The sequence below is a fragment of the Caulobacter sp. 602-1 genome, assembly GCF_003931565.1.
Lineage (GTDB): Bacteria > Pseudomonadota > Alphaproteobacteria > Caulobacterales > Caulobacteraceae > Caulobacter.
Genome location: NZ_RRYI01000001.1, coordinates 696,254 through 716,926, shown reverse-complemented (window position 1 = coordinate 716,926; position 20,673 = coordinate 696,254). Strand labels below are relative to the sequence as shown.

Annotated in this window: 14 protein-coding genes; 12 read left to right on the top strand and 2 right to left on the bottom strand. The window is 68.1% G+C overall.

Going from position 1 to position 20,673, the window contains the following annotated elements:
- Positions 1-87: 87 nt before the first annotated feature.
- The 6 genes from EIK80_RS03320 to EIK80_RS03295 all read left to right on the top strand — a co-directional run bounded on the left by EIK80_RS03320 (position 88) and on the right by EIK80_RS03295 (position 7,019).
- A complete protein-coding gene (locus tag EIK80_RS03320; RefSeq protein ID WP_125155526.1) occupies positions 88-1,095 on the top strand; it encodes a dienelactone hydrolase in 1,008 nt (335 codons plus the stop codon).
- Positions 1,096-1,240: 145 nt separating this feature from the next.
- Positions 1,241-2,575 (top strand): flagellar protein export ATPase FliI, encoded by a 1,335-nt coding sequence (fliI, locus tag EIK80_RS03315; RefSeq protein ID WP_125155525.1) that lies wholly within the window; start codon positions 1,241-1,243, stop codon positions 2,573-2,575.
- Positions 2,575-2,994, top strand: a complete 420-nt coding sequence (locus EIK80_RS03310) for a flagellar export protein FliJ (RefSeq protein ID WP_125155524.1) — start codon at positions 2,575-2,577, stop codon at positions 2,992-2,994. The genes fliI and EIK80_RS03310 overlap by 1 nt, the downstream gene beginning before the upstream one ends.
- A 62-nt stretch (positions 2,995-3,056) precedes the next feature.
- A complete protein-coding gene (locus tag EIK80_RS03305) occupies positions 3,057-4,121 on the top strand; it encodes an endo-1,4-beta-xylanase (RefSeq protein ID WP_125155523.1) in 1,065 nt (354 codons plus the stop codon).
- A 58-nt stretch (positions 4,122-4,179) separates the two neighbouring features.
- On the top strand, positions 4,180-6,264 hold the full coding sequence (locus tag EIK80_RS03300) for an ATP-binding protein (protein ID WP_125155522.1): 2,085 nt from the start codon (positions 4,180-4,182) through the stop codon (positions 6,262-6,264).
- A 251-nt stretch (positions 6,265-6,515) separates the two neighbouring features.
- Positions 6,516-7,019, top strand: coding sequence for a VOC family protein (locus EIK80_RS03295; protein ID WP_125155521.1), 504 nt, complete (start codon positions 6,516-6,518; stop codon positions 7,017-7,019).
- A 78-nt stretch (positions 7,020-7,097) separates the two neighbouring features.
- On the opposite strand, the gene rpoD is transcribed toward EIK80_RS03295, so the two are convergent.
- Both rpoD and dnaG read right to left on the bottom strand, forming a co-directional pair.
- Complete coding sequence (rpoD, locus tag EIK80_RS03290) at positions 7,098-9,059, bottom strand: RNA polymerase sigma factor RpoD (protein WP_125155520.1); 1,962 nt, start codon at positions 9,057-9,059, stop codon at positions 7,098-7,100.
- 441 nt (positions 9,060-9,500) lie between these two features.
- Positions 9,501-11,441 carry a DNA primase gene (gene dnaG / locus EIK80_RS03285; RefSeq protein ID WP_125155519.1) on the bottom strand — a complete coding sequence of 647 codons (1,941 nt, stop codon included), beginning with the start codon at positions 11,439-11,441 and terminating at the stop codon, positions 9,501-9,503.
- Between the two features lie 204 nt (positions 11,442-11,645).
- Here dnaG and EIK80_RS03280 point away from each other — a divergent pair, with 204 nt between their 5' ends.
- The 6 genes from EIK80_RS03280 to EIK80_RS03255 all read left to right on the top strand — a co-directional run bounded on the left by EIK80_RS03280 (position 11,646) and on the right by EIK80_RS03255 (position 20,597).
- Positions 11,646-12,443: a BON domain-containing protein gene (locus tag EIK80_RS03280; protein WP_125155518.1), complete on the top strand. Its 798-nt coding sequence runs from the start codon at positions 11,646-11,648 to the stop codon at positions 12,441-12,443.
- A gap of 242 nt (positions 12,444-12,685) precedes the next feature.
- Positions 12,686-14,632 carry a M61 family metallopeptidase gene (locus EIK80_RS03275; RefSeq protein ID WP_125155517.1) on the top strand — a complete coding sequence of 649 codons (1,947 nt, stop codon included), beginning with the start codon at positions 12,686-12,688 and terminating at the stop codon, positions 14,630-14,632.
- Positions 14,633-14,900: 268 nt separating this feature from the next.
- Positions 14,901-16,700: a DUF885 family protein gene (locus tag EIK80_RS03270; protein ID WP_125155842.1), complete on the top strand. Its 1,800-nt coding sequence runs from the start codon at positions 14,901-14,903 to the stop codon at positions 16,698-16,700.
- A 174-nt stretch (positions 16,701-16,874) separates the two neighbouring features.
- Positions 16,875-19,295, top strand: a complete 2,421-nt coding sequence (locus EIK80_RS03265) for a glycoside hydrolase family 3 N-terminal domain-containing protein (RefSeq protein ID WP_125155516.1) — start codon at positions 16,875-16,877, stop codon at positions 19,293-19,295.
- 169 nt (positions 19,296-19,464) lie between these two features.
- Positions 19,465-19,893 (top strand): group III truncated hemoglobin, encoded by a 429-nt coding sequence (locus EIK80_RS03260; protein WP_125155515.1) that lies wholly within the window; start codon positions 19,465-19,467, stop codon positions 19,891-19,893.
- Positions 19,890-20,597 carry a 2OG-Fe dioxygenase family protein gene (locus EIK80_RS03255; protein WP_125155514.1) on the top strand — a complete coding sequence of 236 codons (708 nt, stop codon included), beginning with the start codon at positions 19,890-19,892 and terminating at the stop codon, positions 20,595-20,597. Before EIK80_RS03260 ends, EIK80_RS03255 begins: the two co-directional genes overlap by 4 nt.
- Positions 20,598-20,673: the final 76 nt, after the last annotated feature.

The window sequence follows — 20,673 nt, the reverse complement described above, 5'->3', positions numbered from 1 at the left end:
ACCCGTTCGCCCATTCGCGCAAACGTCCTGGCGAGGCGGCGGTCCGGCGGTCACAGCGGCTGCATCGTCATTCGCTGAAGGGCCGTCATGTCGTTCCGTACTTTCCTGTTCGCCGTCCTGCTGACGGCCGCCGCCTCGTCCCAGGCCATCGCCGCCAACGCCGGCTTCATGGTGCTGCGCGAGCCCCGCCCCGACGGCCAGGCGCCGGTCGAGGTCGGGGTCTGGTATCCGACCGACGCCAAGCCGGCCTTCATGCCGCTGGGCTCGTGGGGCCACACCGTCGCGGCCGGCGCGCCCATCGTCGGCGAGCGCCTGCCGCTGATCGTCATGTCGCACGGCAATGGCGGCTTCTTCGGCGGCCACGCCGACACCGCCCAGGCGCTGGCCGAGGCTGGCTTCGTGGTCGCCGCCCTCACCCACCCCGGCGACAACTACAAGGACCAGAGCCGCGCCACGGCCATGGCCGACCGCCCGGCGGCGCTGTCGGCCCTGATCGGCTGGATGCTGGAAAGCTCGCCGCTGAAGGCCCGGATCGATCCCGAGAAGGTCGGGGCGTTCGGCTTCTCATCGGGCGGCTTCACGGTGCTGGCTGCGGCGGGGGGCGAGCCGCATCTGTCGCGGATGCCCGGCCATTGCCTGGCCCATCCGAAGAACTTCGACTGCAAGCTGACCGCCGGTCATCCGATCCCCGCCGGGAGCCTGACCGCCAAGTGGGTCCACGACGATCGCATCAAGGCCGTGGTCTCGGCCGCCCCGGCCCTGGGTTTCACGTTCGGCAAGAACGGACTGAAGGGGATCAAGGCGCCGATCCAGCTGTGGAAGGCCGCCGACGACGAAATCCTGCCCGGCGACGACTATGCCGAGGCGGTGCATCGCGACCTTGGCCGCCCCCACGACTATCACGTCGTCGAGGGCGCCCGACACTTCGACTTCCTCACGCCCTGCGACACCGCCCCGCCGGGCGCGAGCCAGGCGCTGTGCGAGAGCGCGCCAGGCTTCGACCGCCGCGCCTTTCACCGGACATTCAACGCGGCGGTCACCCGGTTCTTCACCGACCAATTGGTCGCACCGGCCAAGCCGCTTCCGAAGGGCTGACTTCACACCCGGTTAACCACGATGGCGGACTCTGCGCTCACGAGCGTGACAGCCAAAAGTGTCCGCGGTTTTGGCGGCCGTCACGCTCGAAGGAATAGACGCCGAACCTGTCCGGCGGACAGGTTCGGTGGGGTTAGGAGCCGTCTTGCGTAGCCTCATCGCCGCCGTCGAACGTATCGATCCGCTGACCATCTATGGACGCGTGGCGGCCGTGAACGGTCTGCTGATCGAGGTGCGCGGCGGCCTGACCCGGCTGACGGTCGGGGCCCGCGTCGAGATCGAGCGCCCCGGCCAGAAGCCGTTGCCGGCCGAGGTGGTGGGCTTCCGCGAGACCCGCGCCCTGCTGATGCCCTTCGGTCCGGTCGAAGGCGTCGGCCCCGGCGCGGAGATCCGTTTCATGCCGGAAGGTGCGGTCGTCCGGCCGACCAAGGCGTGGCTGGGCCGCATCATCAACGCGTTCGGCGAGCCGATCGACGGCCTCGGGCCCTTGCCCCAGGGCGAAGTCCCCTATCCGCTGAAGACCCCGCCCCCGCCGGCCCACGCCCGCGGCCGGGTGGGCGAGCGCCTGGACCTGGGCGTGCGCTCGATGAACGTCTTCACCACCACCTGCCGCGGCCAGCGCCTGGGCATCTTCGCCGGATCGGGCGTCGGCAAGTCGGTGCTGCTGTCGATGCTCGCAAAAGAAGCCACCTGCGACGCCGTCGTCGTCGGCCTGATCGGCGAGCGGGGCCGCGAGGTTCGCGAGTTCGTCGAGGAGACCCTGGGCGAGGACGGCCTGCGCCGCGCCGTCGTCGTGGTCGCCACCTCGGACGAGCCCGCCTTGACCCGCCGCCAGGCCGCCTACATGACCCTGGCGATCAGTGAATATCTGCGCGACCAGGACCAGGAAGTCCTGTGCCTGATGGACTCGGTGACCCGCTTCGCCATGGCCCAGCGCGAGATCGGCCTGGCCGCCGGCGAGCCGCCGACCACCAAGGGCTACACGCCCACCGTCTTCACCGAGCTGCCCAAGCTGCTCGAGCGCGCCGGGCCCGGGCCGATCCGCGCCGACGGCACCACCGCCGCGCCGATCACCGCGCTCTTCACCGTGCTGGTGGACGGCGACGACCATAACGAGCCGATCGCCGACGCCACGCGCGGTATCCTCGACGGCCACATCGTCATGGAGCGGGCCATCGCCGAACGCGGCCGCTTCCCGGCCATCAACGTCCTGAAGTCGATCAGCCGGACCATGCCGGGCTGCCAGCACCCGCACGAGCGCGAGATCGTCAAGGGCGCGCGCCAGGTGATGTCCGCCTACGCCAACATGGAAGAACTGATCCGCATCGGCGCCTATCGCGCCGGGGCCGACCCCGTGGTCGACCGCGCGATCCGCCTAAATCCTGCGATCGAGGCTTTCCTCAGCCAGGATAAGGAAGAAGCAACGTCTCTAGACGACTCTTTCGGTCATCTGGGGCAGATCCTGGCGAGTGAGTACTGATGACCAAGTGGGCCGCCTCGCTAATCCGCATCTCGAACCACGAGGTCGAGACGCTGCAAAAACGCCTCGCCGAGATCACCGAACGCCGCATGGCGGCCGAACTGCGCATCACCATGCTGGACGCCGAGGCCGAAGCCGAGGCCAAGCACGCCGAGGGTGACGCCAGCGCCGGCTGGTACATGATCGGCTATCGCGAGGGCCACAAGCGCCGCAAGGCCGACATGCTGGTCCAGATCGAGCAGTGCCTGCAGGAAGAGATCGGCGCCCGCGACGCCCTCTCCGAGGCCTTCGAGAACCTCAAGAAGTACGAGCACGTCGCCGAGCAGGCCAAGATCCTGGCGGCCAAGAAGCTGGGCGCCTACGAAGCCGCCCAGATGGACGAAGTCAGCATCCGACGCGCCGCCATGGGCGGGCGCTAGAGCGCGACCCGCGAAGTGGAGACGGTTTTGCGATGAGATTGCGCTCCACTCAAGATTCCCCGATGCGGCTCACCCGCCGCTCCGCGATCGCCTCGGCGCTGGCCCTTTCGGCGTGCGGCCAAGGGGCCAAGAGCCAGCCGGCTCCGGCGCCGATCCCGCCGCTCAAGAGCCTGGCGCGCTTCCCGATCGGCTGCTGCGTGCAGGAACGCTGGCTGCAGGAGCCGGACTACGCCGACCTGCTGGCCGAGCAGTTCTCCCAACTCACCGCCGAGTGGGAGATGAAGATGGAATACATCCTGCGCGAGGACGGCGGGTTCCAGTTCGACCGCCCCGATAGCATCGCCCTGTTCGCCAAGGCGCGCGGCATGGCCCTGCACGGCCACACGCTCGTCTGGTACGCCGGCGAGCCCGAGCCCTTCAAGAAGCTGGACGGCAAGGGCGCCGCCTTCGCCAACGCCTATCGCAACTACATCCTGGCGGTCGTCGGCCGCTACAAGGGCCAGGCCCGCAGCTGGGACGTGGTCAACGAGCCGATCACCGACGACGGCGAGCGCCTGCGCGAGAGCCTGTGGTCGCGCAACGTGGGCCTGGACGACCACATCATCCGCGCCTTGGAGCACGCCCGCGAGGCCGATCCAGCGGCGGCCCTGTTCATCAACGACTATCATCTCGAGCTGAAGCCCAACAAACGCGCCACCTTCATGCGGCTGGTCGAGCGCCTGCTGAAGCGCGGCGCGCCGCTGGACGGCCTGGGAACCCAGACCCATATCGACTACGACCTGCCCGAGGGGGCGGTCGGCGCGGCGCTCAAGGACCTAGCCAGCTTCGGCCTGCCGATCCACCTGTCGGAGCTGGACATCTCGCTGGGCGACCGCTTCGTTCCCGCCCTGCCCGGCGATCGGGTGAAGCGCCAGATCGCCAAATACGCCGAGGTCGCCGAGGCCTTCATGGCCCTGCCCGAGCGCCAGCGCTTCGCCTTCACCGTCTGGGGCCTGCGCGACAGCGACACCTGGCTGCGCGGTCCGTCGGGCCAGCGTCCCACGGACCAGCCGCTGCTGTTCGACGACGCCGGCCAGGCCAAGCCCACCGCCCGCGTCCTGGCCGACGCGTTCTCGCGCCGCGCTTAACCAAACGCCGACCTTTCTTTGCCCATAGTCGCGCCTCGGTAAGCGTCAGGGGGACTGCGTGACGACTTCGGGGTCCCGGACGATCGGGCGGCCGCGGAACTGGAACAGGTTCGCCGTCCTGCTCTGCGCCTATGCGGCGAGTCTCGCCTACAGTCTGGTCCTGGCCGGCGCGACTCACAACATCCCGACGATCTGGACCAGCAACGCGATCGTCATCGTCGCCTTGATGGTGCTGGGCCGACGCCAGGGCGTGGTGTTCCTGCTTGTCAGCAGCCTGGTCCACATGGCTATCGAGCTTGCCGTCGGCGAGCCGATGCGGTTCGTCCTGACCGTCACGGTCCTGGACGACATCCAGACCTTCGGCACGGCGGTGCTGCTGCGGCGCATGGGCGTGCCGAACCGGGTTCGCGATCCCAAGAGCCTGCTGGCGCTGATCGCCGCCAGTTCCCTCCTGACCGCCGCCAGTTCGATCGTCGTCAGCAGCCTGCTGGCCGTCAGCGCCGGTCACCACTTCCTGCTCGGCTGGAGCGAGTGGACGACATCCAACGTCATGGGCGTGGCCCTGGTGCTGCCCATGGCGCTGATCATGCTGGATCGACGGCACCGGCAGGGCTTCCACGTCGGGCGGCTGGAAGCGATCCTCACCCCGCTGATGGTGCTGGCCTTCTCGGCCGTCATCTTCACACTGGACATGGACTACCGCGCGTTGCTGTTCGCCCCGGTCATGCTGGCCGCGTTCCGGGGCGGCCCCCGCGCGGTGGCGATCGTCGTGACCGCCTCCGTGGCGGTCGCCATTCCCGCCGTGCTGCATCGGACGGGCGTGGCGATGCCAAGCGCCCTGACGCCGCTCCGCCAAGTCCTGATCTTCCACATCGTGCTCTACGTCGTGGCCATCCTCGCGGCCCTGGCGATCGGCCGCCAGGCGCGACTGCAAGCACTGCTGGTCCGCCGCAGCGCCGTCGCCCGCGCCGCCCAGGCCCGCGCCCAGGCGGCCAACCGCGCCAAGTCCGAGTTCGTGGCCACCATCAGCCACGAGATCCGCACCCCGCTGAACAGCATCCTGGGCTTCGCCACGCTGGTCGCCGACGATCCCAGCCTGTCGAGCGAGAACCGCCGCCGCCTGGATCTGGTCAGCCGCGCCGGACACTCCCTGGCCGAGATCGTCGGCGACCTGCTGGACTTCGCCAAGGTCGAGGCCGGCCGCCTGGACCTGAGCCTGACGCCCACCTCGCCCGCCGCCCTGCTGCGCGACGCCATGGCCATCATCGCCCCCGAGGCGGCGGCCAAGGGCCTCTATCTGCACACCCAGTTCGAAGGCGATGTCGACGCGCCCCTGGCCCTGGACGAGACCCGCCTTCGCCAGGTGCTGCTGAACTTGCTGGCTAACGCCGTGAAGTTCACGCGCGACGGCGGCGTGGTCGCCCGCCTGACCGCCGGCCCGTCCCCCGGCGCCCTGCGCTTCGAGATCAACGACACCGGCATCGGCATCGCCCCCGAGGTTCAGGCCAGGCTCTTCCAGCGCTTCTCCCAGGCCGACAGCTCGATCAGCCGCAGCTATGGCGGCACGGGCCTGGGCCTGGCGATCAGCAAGGCTCTGGTCAGCGCCATGAACGGCGAGATCGGCGTCGAGAGCCAGTTGGACCATGGCGCCCGCTTCTGGATCACCCTCACCGCCAAGGCCTGCGACCCCGCCGCCCAGGCCGCCGGCTGCTGTCCCGCGCCGGAGACCGCCCCCGAGCGCGCCGCCCGCGTCCTGCTGGTCGACGATCATCCGATGAACCGCGAGCTGGGCGTGGCTCTGTTGACCCTGATCGGCTGCGAGGTCGCCACCGCCAGTGACGGCGCCCAGGCGCTCGAGGCGGTCACGGCCGGGAGCTTCGACCTCGTCCTGATGGACGTGCACATGCCGGGGATGGACGGCCTGACCGCCACGCGCGCCATCCGCGCCCTGTCGAGCCCGGCGGCAACCGTCCCGATCATCGCCCTCAGCGCCGATGTCCTGCCCGAGCAGATCGCCCGCTGCCGCGCCGCCGGCATGGACGACCACGTGCCCAAGCCGATCCGCCGTGAGGAGCTGTTCGCGGCCGTCGCTCGGGCGCTGGAAGGCCGATCCGCCGAGCCCGCGCCTCAGAAGATCGCCTAGAGCGCGGCAGCCGAAAGTGTGAGCGGCTTCGGCCGCCTGCCTCACTCTAAGTGTTTGAGATAGAGCAACGCTCAAGGTTAAATCGGCTTCATGACGGCCTTGTAAGTTGAGACTTACCCGCACCGCCCGTAAATCGCGCGGCCTCGGCGCGTAACGCCGATCAGTGAACAGCAAAAGGTGAGCTTAAATCCCGCGCGCGGCGGTCGTCGCGCGCCACGGGATCGGCTGCGCCTTGATCAAGGGAAAACGAAATGATCCATCATCTGTCCGTAGCCGCCGCCGATCCTCAAGGCGTGGGCCAGTTCTTCGCCGACATCATGGGGGGCGTCGTCGTCGATTTCCCGCCCAACCCCGGCAGCTGCATGGTGTTCAAGGCCGACGGCCGCGGCACCGCTATCGAGGTCTATCCCGCCGGCAGCGTCATGGTCCCGAACGGCGAGCCTGGCGCGATCTTCCTGCGCCAGCCCGAGGCCTTCGGCCGTTCGCCCACCCACTTCGCGCTGAGCATCGACCTGCCCCGCGACGAGGTCCTGGCCCGCGCCAAGGCCAAGGGCTGGGACGCCTTCATCTGCGATCGCGGCGGCCACTTCCATGTGGTCGAGGTGTGGGTCGAGAACACCTGGCTGGTGGAGCTGCTGCCGCCGGACTTCGCGGCCGAATATCTCGGCTTCGCCAACGCCGTGACCGAACAGGCCGACCCGAACATGGCGCTCGACACCCACCAGCCGCAGGCCCGCACCCTCGAAAACGCCTGACGGAGAAGGCTGCATCAGACAAAAAAACGCCCCGGCCGTGCGACCGGGGCGTTCTCATTTCGGGTCGAGCCTGGGCTCCTACGAGTCCAGGAAGCTCCGCAGCTTCCGCGACCGGCTCGGGTGCTTCAGCTTGCGAAGGGCCTTGGCCTCGATCTGTCGGATACGTTCGCGGGTGACCGAGAACTGCTGACCGACTTCTTCCAGCGTGTGGTCGGTGTTCATGCCGATGCCGAAGCGCATGCGCAGCACGCGCTCTTCGCGCGGGGTCAGCGAGGCCAGCACGCGGGTGGTGGTTTCCCGCAGGTTGGACTGGATGGCCGCGTCGATCGGCAGGATGGCGTTCTTGTCCTCGATGAAGTCGCCCAGGTGGCTGTCTTCCTCGTCGCCGATCGGCGTTTCGAGGCTGATCGGCTCCTTGGCGATCTTCAAAACCTTGCGCACCTTCTCCAGCGGCATGGCCAGCTTTTCGGCCAGCTCTTCCGGGGTCGGCTCGCGGCCGATCTCGTGCAGCATCTGGCGGCTGGTGCGGACGATCTTGTTGATCGTCTCGATCATGTGCACCGGGATGCGGATGGTCCGCGCCTGGTCGGCGATCGAGCGGGTGATGGCCTGACGGATCCACCAGGTGGCGTAGGTCGAGAACTTGTAGCCGCGGCGATATTCGAACTTATCGACAGCCTTCATCAGGCCGATATTGCCCTCCTGGATCAGGTCCAGGAACTGCAGGCCGCGGTTGGTGTACTTCTTGGCGATCGAGATCACGAGGCGAAGATTGGCCTCGACCATTTCCTTCTTGGCCTGGCGGGCTTCGCGCTCGCCCTTCTGGACCGTCTGGACGATGCGGCGATAGTCGTCGATCGGCACGCCGGTCTCGGTGGCCAGGGCGGCGATCTCGCCGCGGATGTCGGTCACCGACTGGCTGTCGTTCTCGACGAACTTGGTCCAGCGTACGCCCATGCCCTTGACCTGATCCGACCAGGTCGGGTTCAGCTCCGAGCCGAAATAGGCCTTGAGGAACTCGCCGCGGCTGATGCCGTAGCTGTCGGCCAGGCGCAGCAGGCGGCCTTCCAGACCGATCAGACGCTTGTTGATCGCATAGAGCTGCTCGACCAGCGCCTCGATGCGGTTGTTGTTCAGCTTCAGCGTCTTCAGGTGCTGGATGATCGTCGCCGACAGACCTTCATAGGCCTTGCGGTCGGCCTCCGAAAGATCCTCGCCCTTCAGGCGGCTGCCGACCAGCTTGTCCTGCAGCTTGCGGAAGCTTTCGAACTCGCTGGCGATGGCGTCCAGGATGGCCATCACGCCTTCGCGCAGTTCGCCTTCCATGGCGCTGACGGTGGGGCCGGCGCCGTCGTCGAAATCGTCGTCGTCGTCGCCTTCGCCCTCGGGCTTGGGTTCGGCGCCGGCTTCCTGGTCGACGGGCTCGGCCGGTTCGGCGTCCTCGTCCTCGGCGGCCGGCTGGGCGGCGACGCCGTTGATGGCGGCGTAGGTGCCTTCCAGGTCGATGACTTCGCGCAGCAGGATGCGGCCGGTGCCCAGCTCCTCGCGCCACACCATGATGGCTTCGAAGGTCAGGGCCGACTCGCAGAGGCCGCGGATCATGGTGTCGCGGCCGGCCTCGATGCGCTTGGCGATGGCGATTTCGCCCTCGCGCGACAGCAGCTCGACCGAACCCATCTCGCGCAGGTACATGCGCACGGGGTCGTCGGTGCGGTCGTAGGCGGCCGGCTTGTCGCTGGTGATGACCGTGGTGTTCTCGTCGCGGGTGGCGACTTCGCCGCCTTCCGAGCCCTCGGCGTCTTCTTCGGCCTCGACCACGTTGACGCCCATCTCGCTCAGCATGGCGAGGGTGTCTTCGATGGCGTCGGGGCTGACTTCCTCGGACGGCAGCACCTTGTTCAGCTCGTCCATCGTGACGTAGCCGCGAGCCTTGGCCTGCTTGATGAACTTCTTTACGCCGGCGTCGGTCAGGTCGAGCAGAGGACCGTCACCGCCGGTGGTTTCGGGCGCTTCCGTCTCGGCCGAGGAATTGTTGCTCATCAAGCTCTCCGAAATCGACACCGCCGTCGTGCAAGAGCGGCGCCGAAAAAATCCGTATCGAAAAGGAGTCGCCTGCCCGTCGCGCGCGTCTTGAAGTTCAGCGCTTTCCCAAGGATCACGTTCCCGTCAGAATTCGCCAAGGGCGCCCGTATTCGCCATGTATGAGCGCTCCGCGAGAGACCCGGCGGAGACCATATGGCGTGGGCGCGGCCTGACGCTTTCCCTGATCGGGTCGGCGACCGCTGGGGACCTGGGGCCGCGGCGAGGGTGACATCCTGTTTCGATGAGGGCGCGCGCGACGGCGGCCCGAGCGATGTCAATCAGCTGCTTGGCAAATCCTTGAGTCGGCAAATGGCTTTGGGTGACGCCGGTGTCAAGATGGGACGGCCCTGCAACCGCAAACATTTGCGTTCGCCCGACCAACCCCGGAGCGGGAGAAACCTAGTGCAGGACCTGCGAAACCATCTCCGGATCGGTCCAACCGCCGCTGTCGATCAGGCGCTTGACCGCGTCCCTTTCGGTCTTCAGGCGCAGCAGGGTCTGGAAGTCGCTGTCGTCGACCAGGTCGGTCTTGGCGTCGTCGACCGCGCGCTCCAGGGCCGTCAGGCGGATCAAAAGGTCGAAGGCCTGCGACCAGAGGACGCGGATGGCCTCCTCCGGGTTCTGGGCGGCGCTGTGGGTCACGTCCAGCGCCCGCACGCCGGCCGCGGAGCGCTCCAGCAGCGCCAGGGCGCCGGCGTCGTAGCCGATCGAGGCCAGACGACCGCGCACCATGCCGCTCTCCACGTGGTCGGCCTCCATGCGCAGGTTGACCAGCTCATGGGCGATGCCGTCCAGGCGCGCGTCGCCCAGGCCCTGGTTCATCAAGACCTCGATGCGGTCGTCGACGACCTTGGGATCGCGGATGGCGGCGATCAGCAGAGCCGCCGAGATTGGCTTGGGGGCGTGCTGCAGAGCCTGGGCGGCCGCGCGCCCCTCGGCCGTGGAGCCCTCGATCCGGGGCTTGCCGAACTTGCGGGGCGTGTTGTCCCAACGCTGGCGCGACAGTTGCCGGCCCGCGTCGCTGGCGTCGGTCTTGACCCGTCGCGCCGCCCGCATCTCGTCGAGGCGATCCAGCAGCTCCTCTTTATAGGCGTGCGCCAGGTCCTTGTCGGCGATGGTCGCCGCCAGGGTGCGCAGGCGGACCTTCAGGTTGGTCCGCTGCTCGGGGGTGTCGAAGGGCTCGACGTCGCGCTCGCGCTCGAACAGGGCCTGGACGAAGGGCTTGGTGTCGCTGAGCTGAGCCTTCAGCGCCGCCGCCCCCTGATCGCGCAGTATGTCGTCGGGATCCTTGCCGCCGACCGGCATGGAGAACAGGAACGAGCGGCCCGGCTTCAGCAGCGGCAGGGCGCGATCGATGGCGCGGTGGGCGGCGCGCTGGCCGGCCTTGTCGCCATCGAAGCACAGGGTCGGCGTCGGATGCAGGCGCCACAGCCCCTCCATCTGCTCCTCGGTCAGGGCGGTGCCCATGGCCGCCACGGCCGGCACGCCGGCGCGCTGGCAGGCGATGACGTCCATATAGCCTTCGACCACCACCATGGGCGGCTTGCCCCCAAACTGGCCGCCCCCGCTCTGGCCGTCGTGCAGGATCTTGCGGGCCTCGAACAGGCCGTAGAGCACCCGCCCCTTGTGGAAGAGTTCCGTCTCGGGACCGTTCAGGTATTTGGCGCGGGCGTTGGGGTCCATGGCCCGGCCGCCGAACGACACCACCTTCCCCCGGGTGTCGGTGATCGGAAAGATGATCCGGTCGCGGAAGCGGTCATAGGGCTGGCCGCCGTCCTCGGGCGAGATCAGCACCCCGGCGTCGACCAGATCGCCCGGCTTGGCGCCCTTGGCGACCAGATAGTCCTTCAGCCCCGTGCGGTTGTTGGGCGCGAAGCCAATGCGGAAGCGGCTCCACTCCTTCTCGGGCAGGCCGCGCTTTTCCAGATAGGCGCGGGCGGCCTGACCGACCGGGCGGCGCAGCTCGGCCTCGAACCAGGCCGCGGCCAGCTCCATCCAGTCGCCCAGGGACGAGCGCTTCTGCTCCTCGCGGGCGGCGTGCGGGTCGACGGCGGGCAGGCTCATGCCGGCCTCGGCCGCCAGACGCTCGACCGCCTCGGCGAAGGTCAGCCGCTCGGTCTCCTGCAGGAAGCTGATGATGTCGCCGTGCTTGCCGCTGGAGAAGCAGTGATAGAAGCCCTTTTCGTCGTTGACGAAGAACGACGGGCTCTTCTCCTTGGTGAACGGCGACAGACCCGCGTACTCGCGCCCCTGCCGCCGCAGCTTCACCGTCTTGCCGACGACGTCGGACGGGCGAAGGCGGGACTTCAGTTCTTCGAGGAAACGGTCGTCGAAACGCATTGAGGCTGGGGGCCGATCGGTGAACGCGCATCATAGTGAAGCGCGGCGGCGCAGATATCGGACGTAGGTCCTTCGCCCACAAGTTTGGCGAGTCTGTGGATATCTCAAGCTCGGCATTAGGAACATCGCGTCCGCCCTCTCCGTTTTGAAAGCCGGAGCGCCTCGACGCGCCCCCAGCTTCCAAGCCCGCCACGGAGAAGACCCATGCCCCAGAGATGGAATGACCGCGAAGGCCGCTTCGACGTCGAAGCCGACGGCGATTTCGACCGGCAGCAAGGCTACGGCTACGACGCCGCGCGACGTCGCGATCCGGCCTATGACACTTCTCACCGCAACGAAGGCGGCTATCGCGGCGAGCGCGGCCCGCGTCGCCACGGCGGCGAGTTCCTTCGGGCGGCGCAAGCGGGCGGCGACATCGGCTATGGCCGTGTGGGCGGCCACGACTTCGGCGGCGCGACCGGCGACTACGGCTCCAGCGGCTATGCCAGCCGCACGGCCGATTATGGCGACGAACGCTATTTCGACGGCCGCGACCGCGATCGCCCGGATCGCGATGGCGCCTATGGCCGTGACTACAATCCCTATCGCTCGTTCAGCCCGCGCGACCAGCGCCCCCGCCACGAGGAGCGCACCTGGTTCGACCGGGCCCGCGACGAGGTCTCCTCCTGGATGGGCGACCACGACGCCCTGCGCCGCCGCGAGGCCGACGGCGCCCATCGCGGGCGCGGCCCCAAGGGCTATCGCCGCTCGGACGAGCGCATCCGCGAGGATGTCAGCGACCGGCTGACCGACGACAGCTGGCTGGACGCCAACGGCATCGAGGTGGCGGTCTCCGACGGTGACGTCACCCTGACCGGCACGGTCCGCTCGCGCGAGGACAAGAGACGCGCGGAGGCCCTGGCCGAGAGCGTCTCGGGCGTCGACAACGTGCAGAACAACCTGCGAGTCGACTGCGGGACCGACACGACGGCGACCACGGTTCCGGCGTCGCCGCTGGGTTAGAGTCCCGAAATCTCCTCCCTCGCGGTGCGGGGGAGGTGGCCCGGAGGGCCGGAGGGGGCTAACGCGGCTTACGTCCAGCTCGCCCCCTCAGCCGCTTCGCGACAGCTCCCCCGCAACGCGGGGGAGCATCTTCGGCCGCATACCCACGTTCTTGCCCGTCCGGCCAACTTGCCCTCGACAAGCGAGTATTAACGCCACAAACATCCCGGCTTCTCGTCGCGGGAGCACGCCCGCGCGCCGCACTGGGGTGTTTCGTGAAAGCGCTGTTCTTCTCGGTCTCCATCCTCTCCCTGGCCGCAACGGCGGTTATGGCCCAGACTTCTCCCCTGCCGGAGTCCGCGCCCCCGACCCCGCCGATCGAAGCCCCGCGCGACGTCCCGTACACGGCCGGCACGCTGAAGGTCGCCGTCGACGCCACCGATCTCGACCGCAAGATCTGGAACGTCACCACGACCATGCCGGTCAGCAAGGCCGGCGACTTCGTGTTCCTGTATCCGCAGTGGGTCCCGGGCGGCCACTCCCCGCGCAACGACCTGGACAAGCTGGCCGGCCTGGTGGTCACCGCCAACGGCAAGCGCATCCCCTGGACCCGCGACGTGGTCAGCGTCCACGCCTTCCACGTCGACGTCCCGGCCGGCGTCACCGAGCTGCAGATCAGCTACCAGTTCCTGACCGCCGTCGAAGGCAAGGTCGGCCGCATCGAGGTCACGCCCGAGATGCTGAACCTGCAATGGCTGCAGGTGACCATGTATCCGGCCGGCTACTACACCCGCCAGATTCCGATCGAGGCCAGCGTCAAGCTGCCGGAAGGCTGGAAGTTCGCTACAGCCCTGGAGACCGCCAAGACCGAGGGCCAGGTCACGACCTTCAAGCCGACCAATGTCGAGATCCTGGTCGACTCGCCGATGATGGCCGGCAAGTACTTCAAGTCGGTCGAGCTGGACCCCACCGGCTCGGCCCCGGTGCGCCTGAACCTGATCGCCGACAGCCCCGAGAACCTTGAGGCCAAGCCGGAATACATCCAGATCCACAAGGACCTCGTCCAGCAGGCCTACAAGCTCTACGGCTCGCACCACTACGATCACTACGACTTCCTGGTGGCGATGTCCGACAAGCTGGGCGGCATCGGCCTGGAGCACCATCGCTCCAGCGAAAACCGCGTCGCCCCGAAGTACTTCAACGAGTGGGACAAGAACTTCGTCGGCCGCGACCTGCTGAGCCACGAATACACCCACTCGTGGAACGGCAAGTTCCGCCGCGCCGCCGACCTGTGGACTCCGAACCTGAACGTGCCGATGCGCGACAGCATGATGTGGGTCTATGAGGGCCAGACCCAGTACTGGGGCAACGTGCTGGCCGCCCGCTCGGGCCTGCTGACCAAGCAGCAGGCGATGGACTCGCTGGCCGCCACGGCCGCCGTCTATGACAACCGCCGCGGCCGCGACTGGCGTCCGGTGCAGGACACCACCAACGACCCGATCATCGCCAACCGCAAGCCGCTGTCGTGGCTCTCCTGGCAGCGCAGCGAGGACTACTATTCCGAAGGCCTGCTGGTCTGGCTCGACGCCGACACCCTGATCCGCGAGAAGACCGGCGGCAAGAAGTCGCTGGACGACTTCGCCAAGGCCTTCTTCGGCGTCGACAACGGCTCGTACAGCGAGAAGACCTATACGTTCGACGACGTGGTCGGCGCTCTGAACGGCGTCTACGCCTATGACTGGGCGACGTTCCTGAAGACCCGCATCCAGGAGGTCCAGGAAAAGGCCCCGCTGGATGGCTTCGAGCGCGGCGGCTACAAGGTCGTCTATACCGACACCCCCACCGAATTCATGAAGTCGGCCGAGACCAAGGCCAAGAACACCCCGCTCAGCTACTCGCTGGGCCTGACGGTGGGTTCTGACGGCGTGCTGACCGACGTGCAGTGGGGCGGCCCCGCGTTCAAGGCCGGCCTGACCCAGGGCCTCACGGTCGTGGCCGTCAACGGCGAGCAGTTCGACGGCGACAAGCTCAAGGCCGCCGTCAAGACCGCCGCCAAGCCCGATGGTCAGCTGGTCGAGCTGCTGATCAAGGACGGCGGTCGCTACAAGATGGTCAAGATCGACTATCGCGGCGGCCTGCGCTACCCGCGCCTGGAGCGGATCGCCGGGACCCCGGACCGTCTCGGCGACATCCTGACACCGCGCAAATAGTTAACGAAATTCGCCGTCAGGTTGCGATCCGCTCGCAGCCTGCGACGATTTGGGGAAGGGCGGGAAGCCGACACCTGTGTCACCTTCCTGACTGTTCAATCCCTCTGAACGCGTACCGAAAAGGGCCCGCCCCCTCTCCCAAGCGGGCCCTTTTTTGCGTCCGGTTTGAACCCGCCCCATTTTTTCGTCCGGACATTGACGCTCGCGTGACAGCGAGGGAACGATGCGCCCCGCCGGGCTCGGGGGCCGCGGCGTTTCAGCGTCAGGGATCACCATGCTCGACCGTCGTCAGATCATGATGGGGACGGCGGCCGCCGCCCTTACCGCCGGCTTTGGGGCAACGGCTCTTCCGGCCTCGGCGGCCACACCGAAGGAACAGCTGTACGCGCTGTTCGACGCCTTCTTCGACGAGGACCTGAGCGACAGCCCCGAGCAGGCCACGAACCTGGGCCTCGACATCGGCAAGCACGCCGACGCCCGCTCGAAACTCTCGGACCGCTCGATCGCCGCCTGGAAGCGCGACCGCGCCGAGCCGGCCAAGCGCATCGCCCGCCTGAAGACAATCGACCGCAAGGCCCTGACGGGCGACGACGCCATCAACTACGACACCGCCCTGTTCAACTACGAGGCCCGCGAAGGGACCTCGCGCTTCGACTACGGCTCTGGCTCGCGACCGTTCGTGCTGACCCAGTACTATGGGGCCTATATCTCGACGCCCAATTTCCTGGACAGCAAGCACAAGATCGAGTCGGCCGCCGACGCCGACACCTACATCGCCCGCATGAAGGCCTTCGCGGGCGTGCTCGACCAGGAGACCGAACGGGCCAGCGCCGACGCGGCCAAGGGCGTGATTCCGTCGGACTTCATGGTCGACAAGGCCATCGCCCAGCTCACCCAGTTCCGCGCCATCCCGGTCGACAAGAACGTGCTGGTCGCCTCGGCCGCCCGTCGCGCCAAACAGTATGGCGACTACGACGTCCAGGCCGCCAAGGTCCTCACCGGCGAGATCCAGCCGGCCCTCGACCGTCAGATCGCCGCCCTGCAGGCCATGCGGCCCAAGGCCGTCCACGACGCCGGCATCGGTCGCCTGAAGGACGGCGACGCCTTCTACGCCGCCCTGCTGAAGATCTACACGACGACCAACAAAACCCCCGAGGAAGTCCACCGCCTGGGCCTGGACGAAGGCGCCGAGATCCAGGCGCGGATGGACGAGATCCTCAAGAAGCGCGGCCTGACGCAAGGATCGGTCGGCGCGCGGATGGCCAGCCTTGGAACCCAGCCCGACCAGGTGTTCCCCAACACCGACGAGGGCCGCGCCCAGATCCTCGACTATTGCCGCGGACGGCTGGCCAAGCTGCAGCCCGAGCTGCCGAAGTGGTTCGGCCTGATGCCCCAGATCCCGGTCGAGGTCCGTCGCGTGCCGACCTACACCGAGGCCGGCTCGTCGGGCGCCTATTACGAGCGGCCGGCCCTGGACGGCTCGCGTCCGGGCGCGGTCTATATCAACCTCAAGGACACGGCCGAGTGGCCGCGCCTGTCGCTGGCGACCCTGATCCACCATGAGGGCGCCCCCGGTCACCACTTCCAGCTGGCCCTGGTCGCCCAGAGCAACCTGCCCAAGCTGCGGCAGAACATGGGCTTCTCGGCCAATACCGAAGGCTGGGCGCTCTATGCCGAGCAGGTGGCCATGGAAATGGGCATGTACGAGGGCGACGACCTCAGCCTTCTGGGCATGTACCAGGCGCGCCTGTTCCGCGCCTCGCGCTGCGTGGTCGACACCGGCCTCCACGCCAAGGGCTGGAGCCGCGAGAAGGCCATCGCCTACATGGTCGAGACCGGCGGCGACTCGGTGGGCAAGATCTCCCGCGAGGTCGAGCGCTACTGCGCCAATCCCGGTCAGGCCTGCTCCTACAAGGTCGGCCACACCGTCTGGGCGGCGTCTCGCGAGCGCGCCAGGAAGCGCCTGGGCGGCAAGTTCGACATCAAGCGCTTCCACGACACCGCGCTGATGGTCGGCCCCGCGCCGCTGACGGTGCTGGAGGGGGTGATCGACCGCTGGCAGGGGTGAGCGAATACCTAAATAACTCTGTCATTCCCGCCACAAGGGCGGGAATGACGGCGATCGGGAAAATGAGACCGGTACCATTTCTCGCTTGAGTGGTCAGACAACCGCCTCCATAGTGCCTTGACGAAGGCGGCCCCAGAGCCGTCGGCCATTGCGCACCTTCGGGGAAACAAACGGATGACCACCACCCTCACCCGCCGCCTGTTCGGCGCGAGCCTCGCGGCGCTGTCCGCCGCCGCCATGCCCGGCCTGGCGCAAGCCGCCGACAAGGCTCCCAAGACGTCCGGCGGCAAGCCGCTCTACAAGGACGCCGCCCAGCCGATCGACGCCCGGGTCAAGGACCTGCTCTCCCGCATGACGCTGGAAGAGAAGGCCGCCCAGCTGATCGGCATCTGGCTGACCAAGAACAAGATTCAGACCCCCGAGGGCGAGTTCTCGCCGGAGGAGGCCAGCAAGAACTTCCCCAACGGCCTGGGCCAGATTTCGCGCCCGTCCGACCGCAAGGGCGCCAAGCCCGCCACGGTGATCGACGCGGCCGCCGGCGCCGACGACGGCGCGGTCAACCGCAACGCCAAGGAGACCGCGCGCTACACCAACGCCGCCCAGAAGTGGGCCGTGGAGAAGACGCGCCTGGGCATCCCGCTGCTGATGCACGACGAGGCCCTGCACGGCTATGTCGCCCGCGACGCGACCAGCTTCCCGCAGGCCATCGCCCTGGCCTCGACCTTCGACACCGAGCTGACCGAGAAGATCTTCGCCGTCGCCGCCCGCGAGATGCGCGCGCGGGGCTCTAACCTCGCCCTGGCTCCGGTGGTCGACGTGGCCCGCGACCCGCGCTGGGGCCGCATCGAGGAGACCTACGGCGAGGACCCGCACGTCTGCGCCGAGATCGGCCTGGCCGCCATCCGCGGCTTCCAGGGGACCACCCTGCCGCTGGCCAAGGACAAGGTCTTCGTCACCCTCAAGCACATGACCGGCCACGGCCAGCCCGAGAACGGCACCAATGTCGGCCCGGCCCAGATCGCCGAGCGCACCCTGCGCGAGAACTTCTTCCCGCCGTTCGAACGCGCCGTGACCGAGCTGCCCGTCCGCGCGGTCATGCCGTCGTATAACGAGATCGACGGCGTCCCCTCGCACGCCAACCGCTGGCTGCTGACCAAGATCCTGCGCGAGGAGTGGGGCTACAAGGGCTCGGTCCAGAGCGACTATTTCGCGATCAAGGAGCTGATCGCCCGCCACAAGCTGACCACCGATCTCGGCGAGACGGCGGTGATGGCCATGCACGCCGGCGTCGATGTCGAGCTGCCCGACGGCGAGGCCTACGTCCTGATCCCCGAACTGGTGAAGGCCGGCCGCATCCCGCAGTTCGAGATCGACGCCGCCGTGGCCCGCGTCCTGACCATGAAGTTCGAAGGCGGCCTGTTCGAGAACCCCTACTGCGACGAGAAGACCGCCGACGCCAAGACCGCGACGCCCGACGCCGTCGCCCTGGCCCGCGAGGCCGCACGCAAGGCCGTCGTGCTGCTCAAGAACGACAAGGGCGTGCTGCCGCTGGACGGCAAGAAGATCAAGCGCCTCGCCCTCCTGGGCACACACGCCAAGGATACGCCGATCGGCGGCTACTCGGACGTGCCGCGCCACGTGGTCTCGATCCACGAGGGCCTGACCGCGGAGGCCAAGGCCCAGGGCTTCGCGCTCGACTACGCCGAGGCCGTGCGCATCACCGAAGAACGCATCTGGGCGCAGGACGCCGTCAAGTTCGTCGATCCGGCCGTCAACGCCAAGCTGATCGCCGAGGCCGTCGAGGTCGCCAAGAAGGCCGACGTCGTCGTGATGGTGCTGGGCGACAACGAACAGACCAGCCGCGAGGCCTGGGCCGACAACCACCTGGGCGATCGCGAGAGCCTCGACCTGATCGGCCAGCAGAACGACCTGGCCAAGGCGATCTTCGACCTGGGCAAGCCGACCGTGGTGTTCCTGCTGAACGGCCGCCCGCTGTCGATCAACCTGCTGGCCCAGCGCGCCGACGCCATCATCGAGGGCTGGTACCTGGGCCAGGAGACCGGCAACGCCGCCGCCGACGTCCTATTCGGCCGCGCCAATCCGGGCGGCAAGCTGCCGGTCAGCATCGCCCGCGACGTCGGTCAGCTGCCGATCTACTACAACCGCAAGCCCACGGCCCGCCGCGGCTATCTGGGCGGCGACACCAGCCCGCTCTATCCGTTCGGCTTCGGTCTCTCGTACACCACCTTCGACATCGGCGCCCCGCGCCTGGCCAAGGCCAAGATCGGCCAGGGCGAGACCGTCAAGGTCGAGGTTGACGTGACCAACACCGGCAAGGCTGCCGGCGACGAGGTCGTCCAGCTCTACATCCACGACGAGCAGGCCTCGGTCACCCGTCCGGTGCTGGAGCTGAAGCACTTCAAGCGCGTGACCCTTGCGGCCGGCGCCAGGACCACGGTGAGCTTCGAGATCAAGCCGTCGGACCTGTGGATGTGGAACCTCGACATGAAGCGCGTCGTCGAGCCGGGCGACTTCTCGATCCTGGTCGGGCCGAACTCCGTGGACCTGAAGAAGGCGACGCTCACCGTCGCCTGAGGCGTCCAGCTTCACTCACCTCGATCATTCCTCGTCATCCCGGCCGCGCCGCGGCCGGGATGACGAGAGGAATAGGGCCGGCGTCTCCGCCCCCCTTAGGTAACAATCGAAAGCCAAGTTTGATCGCGGCGGGGTTCAGTCCCGGCGCGTAAGGGCCCATATCACGGCCATGTCCGCTTCCGACCGCGCCCATACTCGCGCCGCCTTGGCCCGCGCCGACGCCGCTGCGTTCACCGACGCCGAGATCGACACCCTGGTCGAGACCTTCTATGCGCGCGTCCGCCGTCACCATCGCCTGGGCCCGATCTTCGAGAGGGCGATCGGCGAGGACGGCTGGCCCGCGCACTTGGCGACCCTGAAGGACTTCTGGTCGTCGGTGCTGAACACCTCCGGCCGCTACAAGGGCCAGCCGGTGACCGTCCATCAGCACGTCGAGGGGCTGACCGAGGGCCTGTTCATGCCGTGGCTGAACCTCTTCCATCAGACCTGCGTCGAGCTGTTCGACGCCCCGCGCGCCGCCATCGTCGGCCAGAAGGCCGAGCGCATCGCCCGCAGCCTGAAACTCGGCGTGTTCTTCAAGCCGGACGCGGTCGCTTGAGCGGCTTGGCCGACGACGGCTTCGTCCGCTTCGAAGCCGCCGAGACCCAAGCCCTGCTCGGCCCCGAGGCCATGGCCCAGTGGCCGGCCTTCGCCGAAAGCTGGAACGACCTTCCCCTCGACGGCTTCATGGCCGACGGCGGCCGCTATCGTCGCCGGCGGTTCGCGGCCTTCGCCGCCGCGCCCGGCGAGATCGCGCGCAAGCCGCACCAGCCGCACTGGCAGAGCCGCGACTACAACCCGCTGAACGGCGGCGTGCAGCGCTGGTTCGAGCCGGTCACCGACGCCATCGCCGAGCACCCGGTGACGCAAGGCGTCATCCGCGCCGGCCTGGAGCGCTTCCATCCGCTGTCGGGATCCCCAGCCACGCCGTGGCACGTCGAACTCCACCAGTTCCGCATCGAGGCCCGGGCCGACGAGGCGGGTTTGCCGACGCCCGAGGGCGCGCATCGCGACGGCGTCGACTGGGTGATCGTCATGCTGGTGGATCGCCGCAACGTCGACAGCGGCGTCACCGACATCTACGCCCCCGACGGGACGAGCCTGGGCTCCTTCACCCTGACCGCGCCCGGCGACGCGGTTTTCCTGGATGACCACCGCGTGCTGCACGGCGTCACGCCGATCCGGCCGCACGATCCGGAGCTGCCCGCCCTGCGCGATGTGCTGGTCGTCACATACAGGCAGGGCTCGGACGTCGCACGGTAGAGCTCGCGGCGCGGTTGCGCCTGCGACCGTTTGCCTCACCGCTCACCCGTTTAGACCGTGATCACAACGTGACACG

What these genes read in the sequence shown, in the direction of transcription:
- EIK80_RS03320 (WP_125155526.1), top strand. Translation starts at nt 88, where the DNA reads ATGTCGTTCCGTACTTTCCTGTTCGCCGTCCTGCTGACGGCCGCCGCC.
- EIK80_RS03310 (WP_125155524.1), top strand. Translation starts at nt 2,575, where the DNA reads ATGACCAAGTGGGCCGCCTCGCTAATCCGCATCTCGAACCACGAGGTC.
- EIK80_RS03305 (WP_125155523.1), top strand. Translation starts at nt 3,057, where the DNA reads ATGCGGCTCACCCGCCGCTCCGCGATCGCCTCGGCGCTGGCCCTTTCG.
- EIK80_RS03295 (WP_125155521.1), top strand. Translation starts at nt 6,516, where the DNA reads ATGATCCATCATCTGTCCGTAGCCGCCGCCGATCCTCAAGGCGTGGGC.
- rpoD (WP_125155520.1), bottom strand. Translation starts at nt 9,059, where the DNA reads ATGAGCAACAATTCCTCGGCCGAGACGGAAGCGCCCGAAACCACCGGC.
- dnaG (WP_125155519.1), bottom strand. Translation starts at nt 11,441, where the DNA reads ATGCGTTTCGACGACCGTTTCCTCGAAGAACTGAAGTCCCGCCTTCGC.
- EIK80_RS03280 (WP_125155518.1), top strand. Translation starts at nt 11,646, where the DNA reads ATGCCCCAGAGATGGAATGACCGCGAAGGCCGCTTCGACGTCGAAGCC.
- EIK80_RS03265 (WP_125155516.1), top strand. Translation starts at nt 16,875, where the DNA reads ATGACCACCACCCTCACCCGCCGCCTGTTCGGCGCGAGCCTCGCGGCG.
- EIK80_RS03260 (WP_125155515.1), top strand. Translation starts at nt 19,465, where the DNA reads ATGTCCGCTTCCGACCGCGCCCATACTCGCGCCGCCTTGGCCCGCGCC.